Annotated in this window: 18 protein-coding genes; 12 read left to right on the plus strand and 6 right to left on the minus strand. The window is 70.4% G+C overall.

Annotation, left to right across the window (positions count from 1 at the left end):
* Nucleotides 1-35: 35 nt before the first annotated feature.
* The 3 genes from ACFWGZ_RS21060 to cofC form a co-directional block, all read right to left on the minus strand.
* Nucleotides 36-1,217 carry an acyltransferase family protein gene (locus ACFWGZ_RS21060; RefSeq protein ID WP_382453240.1) on the minus strand — a complete coding sequence of 394 codons (1,182 nt, stop codon included), beginning with the start codon at nt 1,215-1,217 and terminating at the stop codon, nt 36-38.
* Nucleotides 1,218-1,354: 137 nt separating this feature from the next.
* A complete protein-coding gene (locus ACFWGZ_RS21065) occupies nt 1,355-2,329 on the minus strand; it encodes a hypothetical protein (protein WP_382453241.1) in 975 nt (324 codons plus the stop codon).
* A gap of 53 nt (nt 2,330-2,382) precedes the next feature.
* Nucleotides 2,383-3,006, minus strand: coding sequence for a 2-phospho-L-lactate guanylyltransferase (gene cofC, locus ACFWGZ_RS21070; protein WP_382453242.1), 624 nt, complete (start codon nt 3,004-3,006; stop codon nt 2,383-2,385).
* Nucleotides 3,007-3,078: 72 nt separating this feature from the next.
* Here cofC and ACFWGZ_RS21075 point away from each other — a divergent pair, with 72 nt between their 5' ends.
* The 4 genes from ACFWGZ_RS21075 to ACFWGZ_RS21090 all read left to right on the plus strand — a co-directional run bounded on the left by ACFWGZ_RS21075 (nt 3,079) and on the right by ACFWGZ_RS21090 (nt 6,443).
* A complete protein-coding gene (locus ACFWGZ_RS21075; protein WP_382453243.1) occupies nt 3,079-3,786 on the plus strand; it encodes a lysophospholipid acyltransferase family protein in 708 nt (235 codons plus the stop codon).
* Between the two features lie 5 nt (nt 3,787-3,791).
* Entirely contained in the window at nt 3,792-4,802 is a 1,011-nt protein-coding gene (locus ACFWGZ_RS21080) for an NAD(P)H-dependent glycerol-3-phosphate dehydrogenase (RefSeq protein ID WP_382453244.1), read from the plus strand.
* Nucleotides 4,799-5,866: a cystathionine gamma-lyase gene (locus tag ACFWGZ_RS21085; RefSeq protein ID WP_382453245.1), complete on the plus strand. Its 1,068-nt coding sequence runs from the start codon at nt 4,799-4,801 to the stop codon at nt 5,864-5,866. The genes ACFWGZ_RS21080 and ACFWGZ_RS21085 overlap by 4 nt, the downstream gene beginning before the upstream one ends.
* Before the next feature lie 118 nt (nt 5,867-5,984).
* Nucleotides 5,985-6,443 carry a cysteine dioxygenase gene (locus tag ACFWGZ_RS21090; RefSeq protein WP_382453246.1) on the plus strand — a complete coding sequence of 153 codons (459 nt, stop codon included), beginning with the start codon at nt 5,985-5,987 and terminating at the stop codon, nt 6,441-6,443.
* Here the strand turns inward: ACFWGZ_RS21090 and ACFWGZ_RS21095 are convergent.
* A complete protein-coding gene (locus ACFWGZ_RS21095; protein WP_382453247.1) occupies nt 6,424-7,068 on the minus strand; it encodes a pyridoxamine 5'-phosphate oxidase family protein in 645 nt (214 codons plus the stop codon). The two genes, ACFWGZ_RS21090 and ACFWGZ_RS21095, sit on opposite strands and share 20 nt — an antisense overlap.
* A gap of 68 nt (nt 7,069-7,136) precedes the next feature.
* Between ACFWGZ_RS21095 and ACFWGZ_RS21100 the strand changes: the two genes are divergently transcribed.
* Nucleotides 7,137-8,519, plus strand: a complete 1,383-nt coding sequence (locus ACFWGZ_RS21100; protein ID WP_382453248.1) for a PLP-dependent aminotransferase family protein — start codon at nt 7,137-7,139, stop codon at nt 8,517-8,519.
* Between the two features lie 10 nt (nt 8,520-8,529).
* Entirely contained in the window at nt 8,530-9,579 is a 1,050-nt protein-coding gene (locus ACFWGZ_RS21105; protein WP_382453249.1) for a D-alanine--D-alanine ligase family protein, read from the plus strand.
* Between the two features lie 4 nt (nt 9,580-9,583).
* Here ACFWGZ_RS21105 and ACFWGZ_RS21110 read toward each other — a convergent pair whose 3' ends face one another.
* A complete protein-coding gene (locus ACFWGZ_RS21110) occupies nt 9,584-10,147 on the minus strand; it encodes a DUF3515 domain-containing protein (protein ID WP_382453250.1) in 564 nt (187 codons plus the stop codon).
* A 19-nt stretch (nt 10,148-10,166) separates the two neighbouring features.
* Nucleotides 10,167-10,400, minus strand: coding sequence for an Lrp/AsnC ligand binding domain-containing protein (locus tag ACFWGZ_RS21115; RefSeq protein WP_382453251.1), 234 nt, complete (start codon nt 10,398-10,400; stop codon nt 10,167-10,169).
* Between the two features lie 97 nt (nt 10,401-10,497).
* Here ACFWGZ_RS21115 and ACFWGZ_RS21120 point away from each other — a divergent pair, with 97 nt between their 5' ends.
* From ACFWGZ_RS21120 to ACFWGZ_RS21145, 6 genes are all read left to right on the plus strand, one after another.
* Nucleotides 10,498-11,466 (plus strand): thiamine-phosphate kinase, encoded by a 969-nt coding sequence (locus tag ACFWGZ_RS21120; protein ID WP_382453252.1) that lies wholly within the window; start codon nt 10,498-10,500, stop codon nt 11,464-11,466.
* 56 nt (nt 11,467-11,522) lie between these two features.
* On the plus strand, nt 11,523-11,933 hold the full coding sequence (locus tag ACFWGZ_RS21125; RefSeq protein WP_382453253.1) for a GNAT family N-acetyltransferase: 411 nt from the start codon (nt 11,523-11,525) through the stop codon (nt 11,931-11,933).
* 10 nt (nt 11,934-11,943) lie between these two features.
* Complete coding sequence (locus ACFWGZ_RS21130) at nt 11,944-12,465, plus strand: gamma carbonic anhydrase family protein (protein ID WP_382453254.1); 522 nt, start codon at nt 11,944-11,946, stop codon at nt 12,463-12,465.
* Between the two features lie 20 nt (nt 12,466-12,485).
* Nucleotides 12,486-13,160, plus strand: coding sequence for a uracil-DNA glycosylase (locus ACFWGZ_RS21135; RefSeq protein WP_382453255.1), 675 nt, complete (start codon nt 12,486-12,488; stop codon nt 13,158-13,160).
* A gap of 141 nt (nt 13,161-13,301) precedes the next feature.
* On the plus strand, nt 13,302-13,661 hold the full coding sequence (locus ACFWGZ_RS21140) for a hypothetical protein (protein ID WP_382453256.1): 360 nt from the start codon (nt 13,302-13,304) through the stop codon (nt 13,659-13,661).
* Nucleotides 13,658-15,085, plus strand: a complete 1,428-nt coding sequence (locus ACFWGZ_RS21145; protein ID WP_382453257.1) for a caspase domain-containing protein — start codon at nt 13,658-13,660, stop codon at nt 15,083-15,085. The genes ACFWGZ_RS21140 and ACFWGZ_RS21145 overlap by 4 nt, the downstream gene beginning before the upstream one ends.

Genomic DNA, 15,085 nt, shown 5'->3' on the forward strand with positions numbered 1-15,085 from the left:
GCACCGAATCCGTGCCGTTCACCCCGGACCCCGGGCTACGGCTTGGTCCGCCCGCTGGTCGCGAACCGCGCCGGCTCGGCCTGTGCGGACTCGGGCTGCGCGGACTGGAACCGCGCCGGTCCGGTGCGGGACCGCGGCGGCACGTCGGCGTCGCGGGCGCGCTGCCGGGCGATCACCCGGCGGCCCAGGTTGATCATCGGGATCTCGACCGCCTTGTAGAGCACGCTCGCCAGCACCAGTCCCGCCGCCGTGACCACGACCGCCTGGCCGAGGCCGGCCAGCCGCGGCCAGAAGAACCAGACGATCGTCGCGGCGATCGTCTGGACCAGGTACAGCGAGTACGAGCGCTCGCCGACGAACTGCATCGGCTTGGTGGACAGCACCGTCGTGGCCGGTCCCGGTGCGATCAGCGCGGTGAGCAGCACGGCCGTCGCCAGCGCGTACACCGGGATGACGAGCACGTGGCCGGGGATCCCGTTGATCCCGTCGAGGGCACCGGCGATCGGCTTCACGCTCAGGTGCACGCACGCGAATCCGATGCAGACGGTCACCTGCGCGAGCGGGTTCGTCAACGGGCGCAGCAGGGCGAAGCCGCGCGCGCTGTGCAGCGCGACGGCGAGCAGGACGCCGGTGAGGATCGAGAAGTAGTGCAGCGGCCAGCCGGGGTTGCTGTGGTCCGCGGTGAAGTTCACGGCCACGAGCGCGAGCAGCATGCCCAGGACGGCGGCACCGGCGCGGCGCCTGAGCACGACGGTGCCCAGCGCGATCGCCACCAGCGGCCAGACCAGGTAGAACTTCTGCTCGATGCCCAGCGACCACGACTGCCCGTAGGGGCTCGCGTCGGCGAACTCGTTGCTGAACGTCAGGAAGTACCTCAGCGCGGGACCGATGCCGTTGCTGGTGAACGTGCCGCAGAGGGCGGAACCGGCGGCCGTGACGAGCAGGACGACGAGGTAGACCGGCATGATCCGGAAACCCCGCCGCAGGTAGAACTCCTTCAGCGAGATCCGGCCGCTCCGGCGCTCCTCGCGCAGCATGAGCGTGGTGATGAGGAATCCGCTGAGGACGAAGAACATCTGCACACCGGCCCAGCCCTGGAGCCGGTCAGGACCGCCGTAGTGGAAGAAGACGACGAGGACCGCGGCGATCGCGCGCAGGCCGTCGAGAGCGGGAAAGCGGCGCAGCGCCAGGTAGTCGGCGTGCGTCAGCGAAGTCATGCAGGTACACCTCGGGGCAGAACGTCGGGGAACGGCGCCGGGGGAAACGCCGCGGTATCGGGGGATACGGATGTAAAGGTGCCGGGGTTCCCCGCCGAGTTGCCCGAACCAACATTTTCGTGTCTTTCGTCACGGTGTCAGCATTGGGGCAAAGGGGAAAGCGCGGACAACGGCGCGGCCGCCGCAACGCGCCATCCTTGCTGCGTAAGCGCTCCGCCGTGCACTTCCAGCCAGTACCCGCCGCCGGACGTGTGCGCGGTCGCGCCGCTGCGGATGTCCGTGACGTACGAGGACTCCGACTGCCACGACACGAAGTCGCCGCTCACGCGCGGGAAGACGATGCCCTCGGTCCTCGACGCGCCCTTGACCTCGGCGAGCTCGCGCGGGTCCGCCCAGCCCTCGCGCCAGCCGAGCAACGCGTCGCCCTGGGTCCACACGACCGTGCGGCCGTCGGAGGCGACGTTCCCGCCGGGCCTGGCCTTCTCGAGCTGCGCCGGCAGCGCGCCCTCGCCGCGGAACCTCCCGTCGCGCAGCCACAGCACCCCGCCGCCGAGGAACACCGGGTTCTCGCCCTGCCCGGCGACCCTGCCCTTCTTCCTGGCGAGGTCGTAGACGTGGACGTCCCCGCCGGCGGTCCACGCCGCCCTGCCGCCGAGCACCACGGCGCCCTCGGAGCCGATCTGCACGGGCGCCCCGTCGTTGCGCGAGTCCCACGCGTACGTCGCCCTGGTGCGGTCGGACGGGCCGCGGCTCGTGGAGAACGTGACCCAGCGGCCGTCGAACTCGACGCCGAAGAGCTGGGCGTCGTCCTTCACCGCCATGACCTGCTGGCGCTTCCCGTGGTCGCGCAGCACGAGCTCGGTCGTCCTGTTGCGCGTGGTCTTCACGAGCGTCACGTCGGCGTTCTCGTTCGCGCCGACGACGGTCACCTTCTCGTGCGGCCCGACCTCCGTGCCGGTGCGGGACAGTGCGTCCTTCCAGTCCTGCGGCAGGTCCGCGCCGCACGAGTCGAGCGTGCTGGGTGCGGTGTAGTCGGACGGCCGGTCGATCGGAACGGCGGCGACGCAGCCCGCGATGGCCGTGATCGCCGCCAGCGCGATGAGCGCTCGCATCAGTCTCCCAAGTAGTGATCACCTCGGTGACCAGGGAGACGCGCGGGGATCGCTCAGGTTGTCCAGGCAGGCAAGGCGTTCGCGGTGTGCGCGCCGAGACCGAGTCCGAGCGCGAGCCGGAGGTCCTCCTCGGTGTCCACGTCGCAGCGCAGCGACGGCCAGGGCCCGAGCAGCGCGACCGCGCCGGAGACCCGGTGGTGCCCCGCCGATCCGACGCCGAACCGCGGGCCGAGCTCACCGCCGGGCGCGGCGAGCAGCAGCGTCGTGCCGGTGCCCTGGCGGTCCGGGACGAACGCGCGGCGGTTCCGCGCGGCCTCGAGCGCGGCCTGCAGCTCGGCCGGCTTCAACGCGGGCAGGTCGGCCTGCAGCGCGCCGATCCGTCCGGACCGGAGCATGTGCGCGCCGTGCCGCAGTGCCGCGTTGAGCCCGGACTCCGCGGGCTCCGGCAGCGACTCGACACCGAGCGCCGCCATCTCGGCCGCCACCGCCGGGTCCGATGTGATCGTCACCACGCGACGGACGCCGGGCGTCGCGACGGCCGCGCTCACCGTGTCGAGCGCCAGCGCGAGCGCCAGCGCCGCGTGCGACACCGGATCTCCGCCGGTGGCGCTGGTCAGCCGGGTCTTCGCCCTGTCCAGGGTCTTGACCGGGACGACGAGGTCGACTTCATCCCTCACCTCGTCATACTCCACGATTCGCCGACTAGTGTGCTCCTGGGTCCCGGTTCCGGCAGGTGAGGAGAGTTCCACGTGGCCAAACGCGAGAAGGGCGGCTTCTGGGTGGGGGTCGCCGCGGTGATCGTCTACCCCATGTCGTTCGTGCTGGGCAGGCACCGCATCCTGCACGGCGAGCGCATCCCCCGCGAGGGAGCGGCGCTGCTCGTCATGAACCACATCTCGCACCTCGACCCGTGCTACGACGCGGTGTTCGTGCACCGCCGCTACCGGGTGCCGCACTTCCTGGCGAAGCACAGCCTGTTCACCGTCCCGGGCATGGGCTCGATCCTCAAGGGCGCGAACCAGATCCCGGTCTACCGCGGCACCTCGGACGCGCAGCAGAGCCTGCGCGCGGCGCACGAGGCGCTGGAGGCCGGCCAGGTGGTGGTGATCTACCCCGAGGGCACGATCACCAAGGACCCCGGCGGCTGGCCCGCGAACTCCCGCACCGGTGTGGCGCGGCTCGCGCTGCAGCACGACGGCCCGGTGATCCCGGTCGCCCGCTGGGGCACCCTCGACCTCTACAACCACTACCAGAAGAAGTTCCGGCCGTTCCCGCGCAAGACGATCACCCACTTCGTCGGCGAGCCGGTCGACCTCTCCGCCTACCGCGGCCGGGAGGAGACGCTCCCGCTGCTGCGCGAGGTCACGGACCTGCTGATGGGCCGGGTCAAGGACCACCTCGCCGAAGTGCGCGGGGAGCAGGCGCCCGAGGGCTTCTACGGACCGAGGAAGGCCTGAACACCATGGCGATCGAACGCGTGGCGGTGCTCGGCGCCGGTTCGTGGGGCACGACCTTCGCGAAGGTCATCGCGGACTCCGGTCCCGAGGTCGTGCTGTGGGCGCGGCGGCAGGAGGTCGCCTCGGCGATCACCGAGACCCGCGTGAACCACGACTACATGCCCGGCGTGGAGCTGCCCGCCAACCTCGTGGCGACCGCCGACCCGGCCAAGGCGCTCGACGGCGCCGACGCCGTGGTCCTCGCGGTGCCGTCGCAGACGCTGCGGGCGAACCTGTCGGAGTGGCGGGAGCTGCTGCCGGCCGGCGCGACGCTGGTGTCGCTGTCCAAGGGCGTCGAGCTCGGCACGCTCAAGCGGATGAGCGAGGTGATCCGCGAGGTCGCGGGCGTCGACGAGTCGCAGGTGGCCGTCGTGTCCGGACCCAACCTGGCCAAGGAGATCGCCGTCGGGCAGCCGACCGCGACGGTCATCGCGTGCACGGACCACGACCGCGCGGTCGACCTGCAGCACGCGTGCTCCAACTCCTACTTCCGCCCGTACACCAACACCGACGTCGTCGGCTGCGAGCTGGGCGGGGCGTGCAAGAACGTCATCGCGCTGGCGTGCGGCATGGCGGCGGGCATGGGCTACGGCGACAACACGATGGCGTCGATCATCACCCGCGGCCTCGCCGAGACCGCGCGGCTCGGTGCCGCGCTGGGAGCCGACCCGCTGACGTTCGCCGGCCTGGCCGGCCTGGGCGACCTGGTGGCGACCTGCGCGTCGCCGTTGTCGCGCAACCGGTCCTTCGGCGAGCGGCTCGGCAGGGGCGAGACCCTCGCGCAGGCGCAGGAGGCCACGCACGGGCAGGTCGCCGAGGGCGCGAAGTCGTGCTCGTCGATCCGCGAGCTCGCGGCGGCGCACGGCGTCGACATGCCGATCACCGACGGCGTCCACATGGTCTGCCACGACGGGCTGGGCGTGCACGAGCTCGGCGCCGCGCTGCTGGGCCGCGACCACAAGCACGAACGCCAGTGACCCCGGAGTTCGGCGACGGCACGCGGGTCGTGCACGCGTTCGCGGGCGAGGCGGGCGACCCGTTCGGCGCGCAGCCGGTGTTCGCCTCCGCCTACCACCTGGGCGGCCAGGACTACTACGGCCGCGCGGGCAACCCGACGTGGCGGGCGCTCGAGTCCGCGCTCGGCGCGCTGGAGGGTGGCGAGTGCGTCGTCTTCCCGTCCGGCATGGCGGCGATCTCCACGCTGCTGCGGACCGTGCTGTCCACCGGGGACACCCTGGTCATTCCCTCCGACGGGTACTTCCTCACCCGCAAGTTCGTGTCCGAAATGGACGTGACCGTGCGCGAGGTGCCCACGGCGGGCCCGTACCCGTCCCTCGACGGGGTGAAGCTGGTCCTGCTGGAGACGCCCTCGAACCCCGGCCTGGACGTGTGCGGCATCGCGGACCTGGCCGAGCGGGCGCACGCCGCCGGGGCGTTGCTGGCCGTGGACAACACGACCGCGACACCGCTCGGCCAGCGCCCGATCGAGCTGGGCGCGGACGTCGTGGTGGCCTCGGACACCAAGGCCGTCGCGGGGCACAGCGACGTCCTCTTCGGACACGTGACGCTGGCGTCGCCCGAGCTGGCGGGGCGGCTGCGGGACGCGCGGACGCTCAACGGCGCGATCCCCGGCCCGTTCGAGACCTGGCTCGCGTTGCGCGGCCTGGGAACCCTCGACCTGCGCCTGGCGCGGCAGGCGGAGAACGCGGCCGCGATCCACGCGCTGCTGAAGGGCAGGATCGAGGGCCTGCGCTGGCCCGGTGCACCGGAGGACCCCGCGCACCCGGTGGCGGCACGGCAGATGCGGCGGTTCAACGGCGTGCTGACGTTCGTGCTTGAGGACAAGGCGGCCGTGGACGAGTTCCTGGCGCGCTCGCGGCTCGTGTCGGCGGCGACGTCGTTCGGCGGCCTGCACTCGACGGCCGACCGGCGCGCGCAGTTCGGCGACCCGGTGCCCGAAGGACTGGTGCGCTTCTCGGCCGGCTGCGAGGACACTCGAGACCTGGTCGCGGACGTGTCCCAAGCCTTGGGACTGGATTGACGGGGGGTCCCGGGTTCGGGACCCTCTGCTGCATGTCCTTCAACACGTGTTGCTGTTGTACCCGGCGATAGTCCCGCGTCCTCTTTTCGCGCATTCGCCTGGTTAGGACCTGCTCCCGATGTTCGCCGTTCCCGAGAACACCTTCGTTCTGCCGGAAAACTCCGCCCTCCTGCACCCCGTCCGGGTGGCCCTGTCGTGGGCGGCCGACCGCGACAGGTGGAAGCACCTGCTGCGCTACGACCACGAGGAGCGGTTCTCGGCGCTGGTCGACAAGACCGACGACCAGGAGATCTGGCTGATGAGCTGGCTCCCCGGCCAGACCGCCTCGCTGCACGACCACGACACGACCTCCGGCGCGTTCACCGTCGTGAGCGGCGTCCTGACCGAGGTCGTGACCACTCGCATCCAGGTCGTGCACACCCTGCACACCGGCCAGTCCCGCGTGTGGGGCCCCGGCTACGTGCACCAGGTGCGCAACGACGGCGCGGACCCGGCCGTGTCGATCCACGTGTACCGCCACGGCACGCGGTCCATGACCAGCTACCGCTACGACCCGGTCAGCGGCCCCGTCCGCTGACGTGCGGCGGAACCGCCCGGTCCGTCTCGTGCGGCACGGGCGCGCCCCACGTCCGGACGAGCGGGAGGTGCCCGCCCCACACCAGGTTCGCCTCGAGGTCCTCCGGCTCCTCGCCGGGCCCGCCCGCGCGCACCTTCACGCTCGCCTCGGTGAGGTCGATCTCCAGCGCGACCGTGGCCGCGAGCTCCTTCTTGGACGGACTGCGGGCGTAGTCCCAGCTGCCCGGCGTGACGTGCTCGACGATGACCTTCAACGCGTGCTCGGGGTCGTCGGCGATCTTCGCGGTGCCGTGGACGATCGCCGAGCGGTAGTTCATCGAGTGGTGGAACACCGACCGCGAGTAGACGACGCCGTCGACCAGGGTGACGGCGACGCACACCGGCTTGCCCTCGATCATGCTCCGGATGGACCGCGCCCCCGTGGACCCGTGCAGGAAGATGCGGTCGCCGTCGCGCCCGTACGCGGTGGGCACGAGGAACGGCGCCCCGTCGACCTCCACGGCCAGGTGGCAGACGAGACCGGCGTCGAGGATGTCGTAGAGCACCTGGCGGTCTTGCACGGCTCGGTTCTTGCCGCGCTTGACGGTGCTGCGTTCGGTGGGGGAGAGCTGCACGTCAGAGGTCATGACCATCACTGTGGCGCGGGAAGTGGCATCATTGAAGCGCCATTTTCCATCGATTCGAGAAGGCCACTTTGGCTGAGACCGCACTGCCCGTGGCCCTCGACCGCGAGGCCTCCGAACCCCTCGCCGTCCAACTGGCCGACGCCCTGCGCTCCGCCGCCTCCGAGGGCAGGCTCCGCTCCGGCGACCGGCTGCCGTCCACGCGCGCGCTGGCCGACTCGCTCGGAGTCTCCCGCACGGTCACCGCTGCCGCCTATGAGCAGTTGCACGCCGAGGGCTGGATCGCGGGCCGCCACGGTTCCGGCACCTACGTCACCACGACCCCGCCCGGACCGCTGCGCACACGCTCGCGCAAGCCCGTCGTCCCCGCGATCACCGACTTCGTCGACCTCGGCACCGGTGCGCCGTGGGCGAGCGGGCTCGACCGGGCGGCCTGGCGCAGGGCGTGGCGGGCCGCGGCCGACGCGCCGCCGTTGTCGCGTCCCGAACGCGCGGGGCTGCCCGAGTACCGGGAGGCCATCGCCGAGCACCTGCTGCGCCACCGCGGCCTCGCCGTGAACGCCGACCCGGTCCTCGCCACCGGCGGCACCACGGCCGTGCTGACCGAGATCGCGGTGGCCGTGCTGGAGCGCGGTGCCGCCGTGGCCGTCGAGGAGCCCGGCTACCAGCGGGCCGTGGGCGTGTTCAAGGCCAACGGCCTCAAGGTCGTGCAGGCCGCCGTCGACGAGGAGGGGCTCCTGCCGGACGCGGTCCCGGCCGGGGTGAAGGCCGTCTACTGCTCGCCGGCGCACCAGTACCCGCTGGGCGGGCGCATGTCGGCCGCGCGCCGGGTCGCGCTCGTCGAACGGGCCCGGCGCGACGGCTGGCTCGTCATCGAGGACGACTACGACGGCGAGCTGCGCTACGACGTCGCGCCGCTGCCGTCGCTGGCCGCACTCGCCCCGGACGTCGTGGTCCACCTCGGCACCACGAGCAAGATCCTCACGCCGACCCTGGGCGCGGGCTGGATGGTCGCGCCCGAGCACATCGCCACGACGGTCCTCGAGCACCGCGACCTCACCGGCACCAGCCCGGCCGCCGCAGGGCAGCGGGTGGTCGTCGAACTGGCCCGCACCGGCGACCTCGGCCGTCACCTGCGCAAGCTGCGCCGGGAGCTGTCGGACCGGCGCGCGCTCATCACCGGCACGTTCGCCGCCGCCGGCATCGAGGTGCTGGGCGACGACGCGGGCGCGCACGTCGTGGTGCTGCTCGACAACGCCGGCCGGGAGCGCGACCTCATGCGGCAGGCGCTCGAACGCGGCCTGCGGGTCGACGGCCTGGCCCGCCACTACGTGCACCGGGCCAAGCTGCACGGGCTCGTCGTCGGGTACAGCGCGTGTTCACGGGATCAGCTGGTCAGCGCTCTGCCCGTGCTGACCGAACTGCTGAGCGGTCACAATCGCCCAAACGGGTAGGGTCCCCGCCATGACGCAGCGCAAGACGAGGGTGGCCGTGGTGTTCGGCGGCCGCAGCTCCGAGCACGAGGTCTCCTGCCAGTCCGCCAAGAGCGTCCTCCCCCACCTGGACCCGGACCGGTTCGAGGTGGTGCCCGTCGGCATCACGCCGCAGGGGCAGTGGGCGCTCGGCACGGACCCGACCGCGCTCGAGTCGGAGCCGGGCACCCTCCCGACGCTGCGCGACATGGCCGTCACGGCGGTCGAGCCCGGCCAGGCGCTCGCGGGCGTCGACGTCGTCTTCCCGCTGCTGCACGGCGCGTGGGGCGAGGACGGCACGATCCAGGGCCTGCTCGAGCTCGGCGGCCTCCCGTACGTCGGCCCCGGCGTGTTCGCGAGCGCCGCCGTCATGGACAAGGTCTTCGCCAAGAAGCTGCTGCAGGCGGAGGGGATCGACGTCGGCCGGTTCGTCGCGCTCGACCGCGCCGCCACCACGCTCACCCTCGACGAGCGCGAGCACCTCGGGCTGCCGGTGTTCGTGAAGCCGTCGCGCGCCGGGTCGTCCGTCGGCATCTCGAAGGTGAAGGACTGGGCCGACCTCGACGAGGCGATCTTCGAGGCGCGCCGGCACGACCCGAAGGTCATCATCGAGGCCGCCGTGCCGAACCCCCGCGAGATCGAGCTCGCGGTACTCGAGTTCCCGGACGGCCGCGTCGAGGCCTCCCTGCCCGCCGAGCTGCGGCCCGTGGGCGAGGGCGCCGAGTGGTACGACTTCGACGCCAAGTACGTCAACGACTCCTACGAGGCCGACATCCCGGCGAAGCTCGACGACGACATCACCGCGCAGCTGCGCGAGCTGGCCGTGCGGGCGTTCAAGGCGCTCGACTGCCAGGGCCTGTCCAGGGTGGACTTCTTCCTCACCGAGCAGAACGAGCTCGTGATCAACGAGCTCAACACCATGCCGGGCTTCACGCCGATCTCCATGTACCCCAAGGCGTGGGAGGCGACCGGCATCGACTTCACGACGCTGCTGACCACGCTGGTCGAGACGGCGATCGCCCGCGGCAGCGGCCTGCGGTAGGTCGTCAGGGGGAGGTCTTGACCGGCTGCTTCGGCAGCAGGTCGCGCACCGTCGTCGAGATGTCCTGCAGCGGACCGGTGCCCGCGTCGCCGGGCACCGTCAACGCCACGTACACGCCGCGGTCCACGATCACCCAGGTGGAGCTGTCCGCACCGGGCAGCTCCAGCCACTGGACGTCGGAGATCACCCTCAGCTGCGAGGTCGTGGTCAGCTCGGCCGGCCGCGGCAGACCACACCGCAGAACCACCGGATCGTGTTTGGCGTCACCCCACGCGACGGCCGCCGGCGGCGCGGGAGAGGCGATCTCCCTGCGTGCCAGCATGTCCTTCCCGGACGGCAGGCCCACCGGCAGTTTCTCGACCAGGGAAGCGCATTCCGGTGAACCCGCTGACGGTGCGTCGATCGAGACCAGCGCGAGGGGACCCGTGCGACCGGGCACGTCCTCGGTCTGGTTCCCGGTGCCCAGCCACAGACCGAGCCCGGCGACACCAATGGCGAGCACGACGGCGAGCCCGACCGCCGCGAGCAGCGGCCGGGACAGCGCCGACGTGGATTCCTGCTGAGTCACCCGGTTATGACAACACGGGTCAAAGATTGACCACCGGGCAGGTCAGCGTCCGGGTGATGCCCTCGACGTTCTGGATGCGCGCGACCACGAGCTGGCCGAGCTGGTCGACGGTGTCCGCCTCCGCGCGGACGATCACGTCGTAGGGACCGGTGACGTCCTCGGCGGTGGCTACCCCGGCGATCCCGGAAATCTCGGAGGCGACTGCGGCTGCCTTGCCGACCTCGGTCTGGATGAGGATGTATGCATGCACCACGGCGTGCCCCTTCGTCGCGACAGGTTGGGTCGAGGTAGGAACGTGTCACGCAACGTACCCCAGTTGGGGTTCCGAATGCTCAGATTGGGAGGCAACTTTGCGTCCGGAGCCGCCGCGCGACGCGGAGACGGTCGCCGACGTGGGTGAGTTCCACCTCATCCACCGGGTGACGACCGGTCGGGCGCAGCCGGAGACGACCATCCTCGGTCCCGGCGACGACGCGGCCGTCGTCGCCGTCCCGGACGGACGGGTCGTCGCCTCGAAGGACCTGCTGGTCGAGGGTGTCCACTTCAGACTGGACTGGTCCACACCCGAGCAGGTGGGCCGAAAAGCGGCCGCGGTGAACCTCGCCGACGTCGTCGCGATGGGCGCGCTGCCGTCCGCCCTGCTCGTCGGTTTCGCCTGTCCCCCCGACACCCCCGCGACCGTGGTCGAGGGGATCATGGCGGGCCTGTGGCAGGAGGCGGCGACGGCCGGAGCGGGCGTCGTCGGCGGCGACATGGTCAGCTCCGCCACACTGGTGATCTCCATCACCGCGATGGGCGACATGAACGGGCTCGAGCCGGTCACGAGGTCCGGAGCGCTCGTCGGCGACGTCGTCGCGGTCACCGGGCGGCTCGGCTGGGCGGCCGCGGGACTGGCCGTGCTCGGCCGCGGGTTCCGCTCCCCGGTCGGCATCGTGAACGCCCAGCGCGCGCCGGAGCCGCCGTACGAGGAGGGCCCGAAGGCCGCGGAGGCCGGCGCCACGTCGATGATCGACATCTCGGACGGGCTGCTGCAGGACCTCGCCCACATCGCGGACATGAGCGGTGTGGCGATCGACGTCCGCACCGAGCTGCTGCCGCTGCACCCGCGCCTGCTCGACGTCGCGTCGGCGCTGGGTGGCGACGCGCGGCACTGGGCGCTGACCGGGGGCGAGGACCACGCGCTGGCGGCGACGTTCGCCGGCCCGAAGGCGGTCCCGCCGAACTGGACGACCATCGGCACCGTCCGTGCGGGTGAGGGCGTGACGGTCGACGGCAGGACGTACGAAAAACCTCCCGGCTGGGAGCACTGGCGGGCGTAGACTCCCTCGCTGTGGAACTATGCACGCGAGCGTATGACCATCCAGACTCGGTCAAGATGATCGACGACCTCCAGCAGGTCTACGTCGAGCGCTACGGCGGCGTGGACATCACGCCGGTCGACCCCGCGCAGTTCTCGGCGCCGCTCGGCTACTTCGTGATCGGCTACGTCGGCGGCGTGCCGGTCGCGTGCGGCGGCTGGCGCGTCAACGACGAGATCGAGAGCGCCGCCGAGATCAAGCGGATGTACGTCGTCGAGGCCGAGCGCGGCCGGGGCCTCTCCCGCCTCGTGCTCGCCCACCTCGAGGCGACCGCGCGCGAGGCGGGCCTGGAGCGGATGGTGCTCGAGACCGGCGTCCGCCAGCCCGAGGCGATCAGCCTCTACACCACCAGCGGCTACGAGCCGATCGCGAACTTCGGCGTCTACCGCGACGACCCGAACAGCCGGTGCTTCGGGAAGCCGTTGTAGGTTCGTGCGCATGGCCATCTACGCGTTGGGGGACTACACGCCGCAGATCCACCCGGACGCGTACGTGCACCCGGACGCGACGGTGATCGGTGACGTGCGCATCGGCGCTCACTCGTCGGTGTGGCCGCAGGCCGTGCTGCGCGGCGACTACGGCCGCATCGTCGTCGACGAGCGCACGTCGATCCAGGACGGCACGGTCATCCACTGCACCGAGGTCCACCCGGTGCACATCGGCTCTTCCTGCGTCATCGGGCACAACGTGCACATCGAAGGCGCGACGGTCGCCGACGAATGCCTGATCGCCTCGGGTTCGGTGGTGCTCAACGGTTCCATCGTGGAAAAGGGCGCGATCGTCGGAGCGGGCGCCGTGGTCTCGTTCGGCGGCCACGTCCGCGAACGTTCCATGGTTCTCGGCGTTCCTGCCCGTGAACGTGCTGGATATGTTGTGCCGGAACAGTCCTGGGCATTCATCGTCCAGAAGTACGTCGAGAACATCGCTTTGTACCGGGAGAAGCTCCGCCGGCTCGATTGAGTGAGATAGGGTTCACAGCCGTGGCTCGTCCCCTCAACGAAGTTGTCGAAGCCGGTTGGGCTGAAGCTCTCGCCCCCGTTGCTGACCAGATCGCCGCCATGGGTGAGTTCCTGCGCGCGGAGGTGGCTGCCGGTCGCACCTACCTCCCCGCGGGCGAGAACGTGCTGCGCGCCTTCCAGCAGCCGTTCCACCAGGTGAAGGTGCTGATCGTCGGCCAAGACCCGTACCCGACGCCCGGCCACGCGGTCGGCCTGTCGTTCTCCGTGGCCCCCGACGTGAAGCCGATTCCCAAGTCGCTCATCAACATCTACAAGGAATACGCCGAGGACCTCGGGCACCCGATTCCGTCCAACGGCGACCTGACCCCGTGGTCGGAACGCGGGGTGCTGCTGCTCAACAGGGCGCTGACCGTCCAGCCGGGCAAGGCGAACTCCCACCAGGGCAAGGGCTGGGAAGCCGTGACCGAGCAGGCCATCAAGGCGCTCGCCGCCCGCGACGCGCCTCTCGTCTCGATCCTGTGGGGCCGCAACGCGCGCAACCTGCGCCCGTTGTTGCAGCCGTTGCCCGCCATCGAATCCGCGCACCCGTCGCCGCTTTCCGCGCATTCCGGGTTCTTCGGGTCGAAGCCGTTCAGCCGTGCCAACGAACTGCTGGAGAAGCAGGGCGCCGAGCCGATCGACTGGAAACTCCCGTAGTTGTCCGTGATGCCTGAGCGCTTCGGCGCTCAGGCACACTCGATCGGGTGACAGATCGTGCAATGGTTTCACCACGGTTGTCACGCGCAGTTATCGTTTGGGGTTAAGCGAGCTACCGCTCATTTAGCCAAGAGGACTGCTGTGGCAACCATTTCCGTGCACATTGACCCCCTCGGCTCGGACGAGGACGCGAGAGCGCTCACCCGCTGGCTCCGTGACGACGACGACCTGCGCGGTTCGGTGGATCTGCGTGAGGCTCCGATCGCCGAGGGCGACATGGGCGGGGCGATCGACACGATCGTCGTTCTGGTCACCAGCGGTACCGCCAGTGCCTTCGTGACCTCGCTCTTCGACTGGATCAACCAGCGGCGTGACAGCCGGAAGGTGTCCATCAAGACCAGGGACGCCGCAGGCCGTTCGATCGAACTCACCTGTGCAGGTCCGGAGGACGCGCAACGCGTCCTCGAGCAACTTCGCGCGATCACCGGCGACGGCAGGTGAGCAACGCGCCGGCAGCTCCACATCCTGCTTTGTCCCGTGCGGTCCTCATCGGCACGAGTGACTACGAACGACAGGACCGCTTGCCGAACCTTCGAGCGGTGGCCAACAACCTCATCGACCTTCGGCAGACGTTGACGAGTCCGGCCACCGGTGTGCTTTCCCACGACGTCTGCGTGGTGGTCGACAGCCCTGACTCCCCGGTGAGTTTCATGAGCAGGCTGAGCAAAGAGGCTGCGAAGGCCGAAGACCTCCTGCTGGTGTACTACGCCGGGCACGGTTTGCGGCACCAGACGCGGGATCTTCTCTACCTCGGTGTCCGATGCACCGATCCGGACAACCTCGCAGCGAGCGCTGTCTCCTACGACGATGTGCGCGAGGTGGTCGAACACAGCCCTGCGCGGGTCAAGCTGGTCGTTCTGGACTGCTGTTACTCCGGTTTGGCCATCGGCACGATGTCCGGGGACACGGTCGATACCCGCGAGATTCAAATCTCGGGCACCTCGGTGATCACTTCCGTGCCGAGGAACAAGCGAGCGTTGTCACCACCCGGCGAGCGCCACACCGCGTTCACCGGAGAGCTGATCAGCTTGCTGGAGAACGGACCTCGGCTTCCAGACGAGCCGCTCACCGTGCGAACCCTCTACGGCTCCCTGTGCGCGGCGATGGGGCGTCGCGACATGCCGACGCCCAAGTTGGCGTCGCTCGACAGGGGGTCCGACCTTCTTCTCAGAAGAGAACCACCCCGGCCGGTGGTTTCCGGCCCCGTGCTCGCTGAGCCGGTACCGGTCCGGCAGCCGCGGGAGTTCGCGATGGCGGCGCCACCATCGCAAGCAACAGCGCCGTTGTTTTCTGCGACGTCAGAGGGCGTTCCGCACTCATCGTCACCGTCCCGCGCACCTGAGCCGCAGATTCACGATGCCGAGGCGGCGAGAACCAGTTACCTCCGGCGAACGCTGTCGTTGTCCGCGGCACTGCAGGTAGCGTTCTTCGGATCGTTCTACCTGGCCTTGATGGGTGTCATGGACTTCACCACCGGCACCTCGACCAACAAGTCGGGTGCCATCAGCGTCGCTGTCATGATGGGTGTGCTGGCGGCGGCTTTCGGTGCCGCGTGGAGGTGGCGGCGACGGATGCGCACCGCCCTGCGCGACGAGTCGGCACCGGACATCAGGACAGTTCAAAGGCTGCGGACGATCAAGGTTGTCAAGGTGATGATGGCCGCCGGACTGAGCCTGGTGTGCCTGCTGATGCTCGTCGTGGCGACCATGCTGGCGATCAATCCCCACGCGGGATCGGTCCGAGGCGGAGTTGTCCCCGCGTCCGGCGCGGTTTACCTGGTATTCGGAGTCATGTTCGCCCATGCGCTGGTCGGCACCATGCTCTTGATCAGGCGCAACGTGCGCGAGTTGGATCGCAAAGTCTGA

It is taken from the genome of Lentzea sp. NPDC060358, assembly GCF_042725365.1.
In the GTDB taxonomy this organism is placed as follows: domain Bacteria; phylum Actinomycetota; class Actinomycetes; order Mycobacteriales; family Pseudonocardiaceae; genus Lentzea.

Coding starts and splice junctions, on each gene's coding strand:
- ACFWGZ_RS21060 (WP_382453240.1), bottom strand. CDS start 1,217: ATGACTTCGCTGACGCACGCCGACTACCTGGCGCTGCGCCGCTTTCCC.
- ACFWGZ_RS21065 (WP_382453241.1), bottom strand. CDS start 2,329: ATGCGAGCGCTCATCGCGCTGGCGGCGATCACGGCCATCGCGGGCTGC.
- ACFWGZ_RS21080 (WP_382453244.1), top strand. CDS start 3,792: ATGGCGATCGAACGCGTGGCGGTGCTCGGCGCCGGTTCGTGGGGCACG.
- ACFWGZ_RS21090 (WP_382453246.1), top strand. CDS start 5,985: ATGTTCGCCGTTCCCGAGAACACCTTCGTTCTGCCGGAAAACTCCGCC.
- ACFWGZ_RS21095 (WP_382453247.1), bottom strand. CDS start 7,068: ATGACCTCTGACGTGCAGCTCTCCCCCACCGAACGCAGCACCGTCAAG.
- ACFWGZ_RS21105 (WP_382453249.1), top strand. CDS start 8,530: ATGACGCAGCGCAAGACGAGGGTGGCCGTGGTGTTCGGCGGCCGCAGC.
- ACFWGZ_RS21125 (WP_382453253.1), top strand. CDS start 11,523: ATGATCGACGACCTCCAGCAGGTCTACGTCGAGCGCTACGGCGGCGTG.
- ACFWGZ_RS21130 (WP_382453254.1), top strand. CDS start 11,944: ATGGCCATCTACGCGTTGGGGGACTACACGCCGCAGATCCACCCGGAC.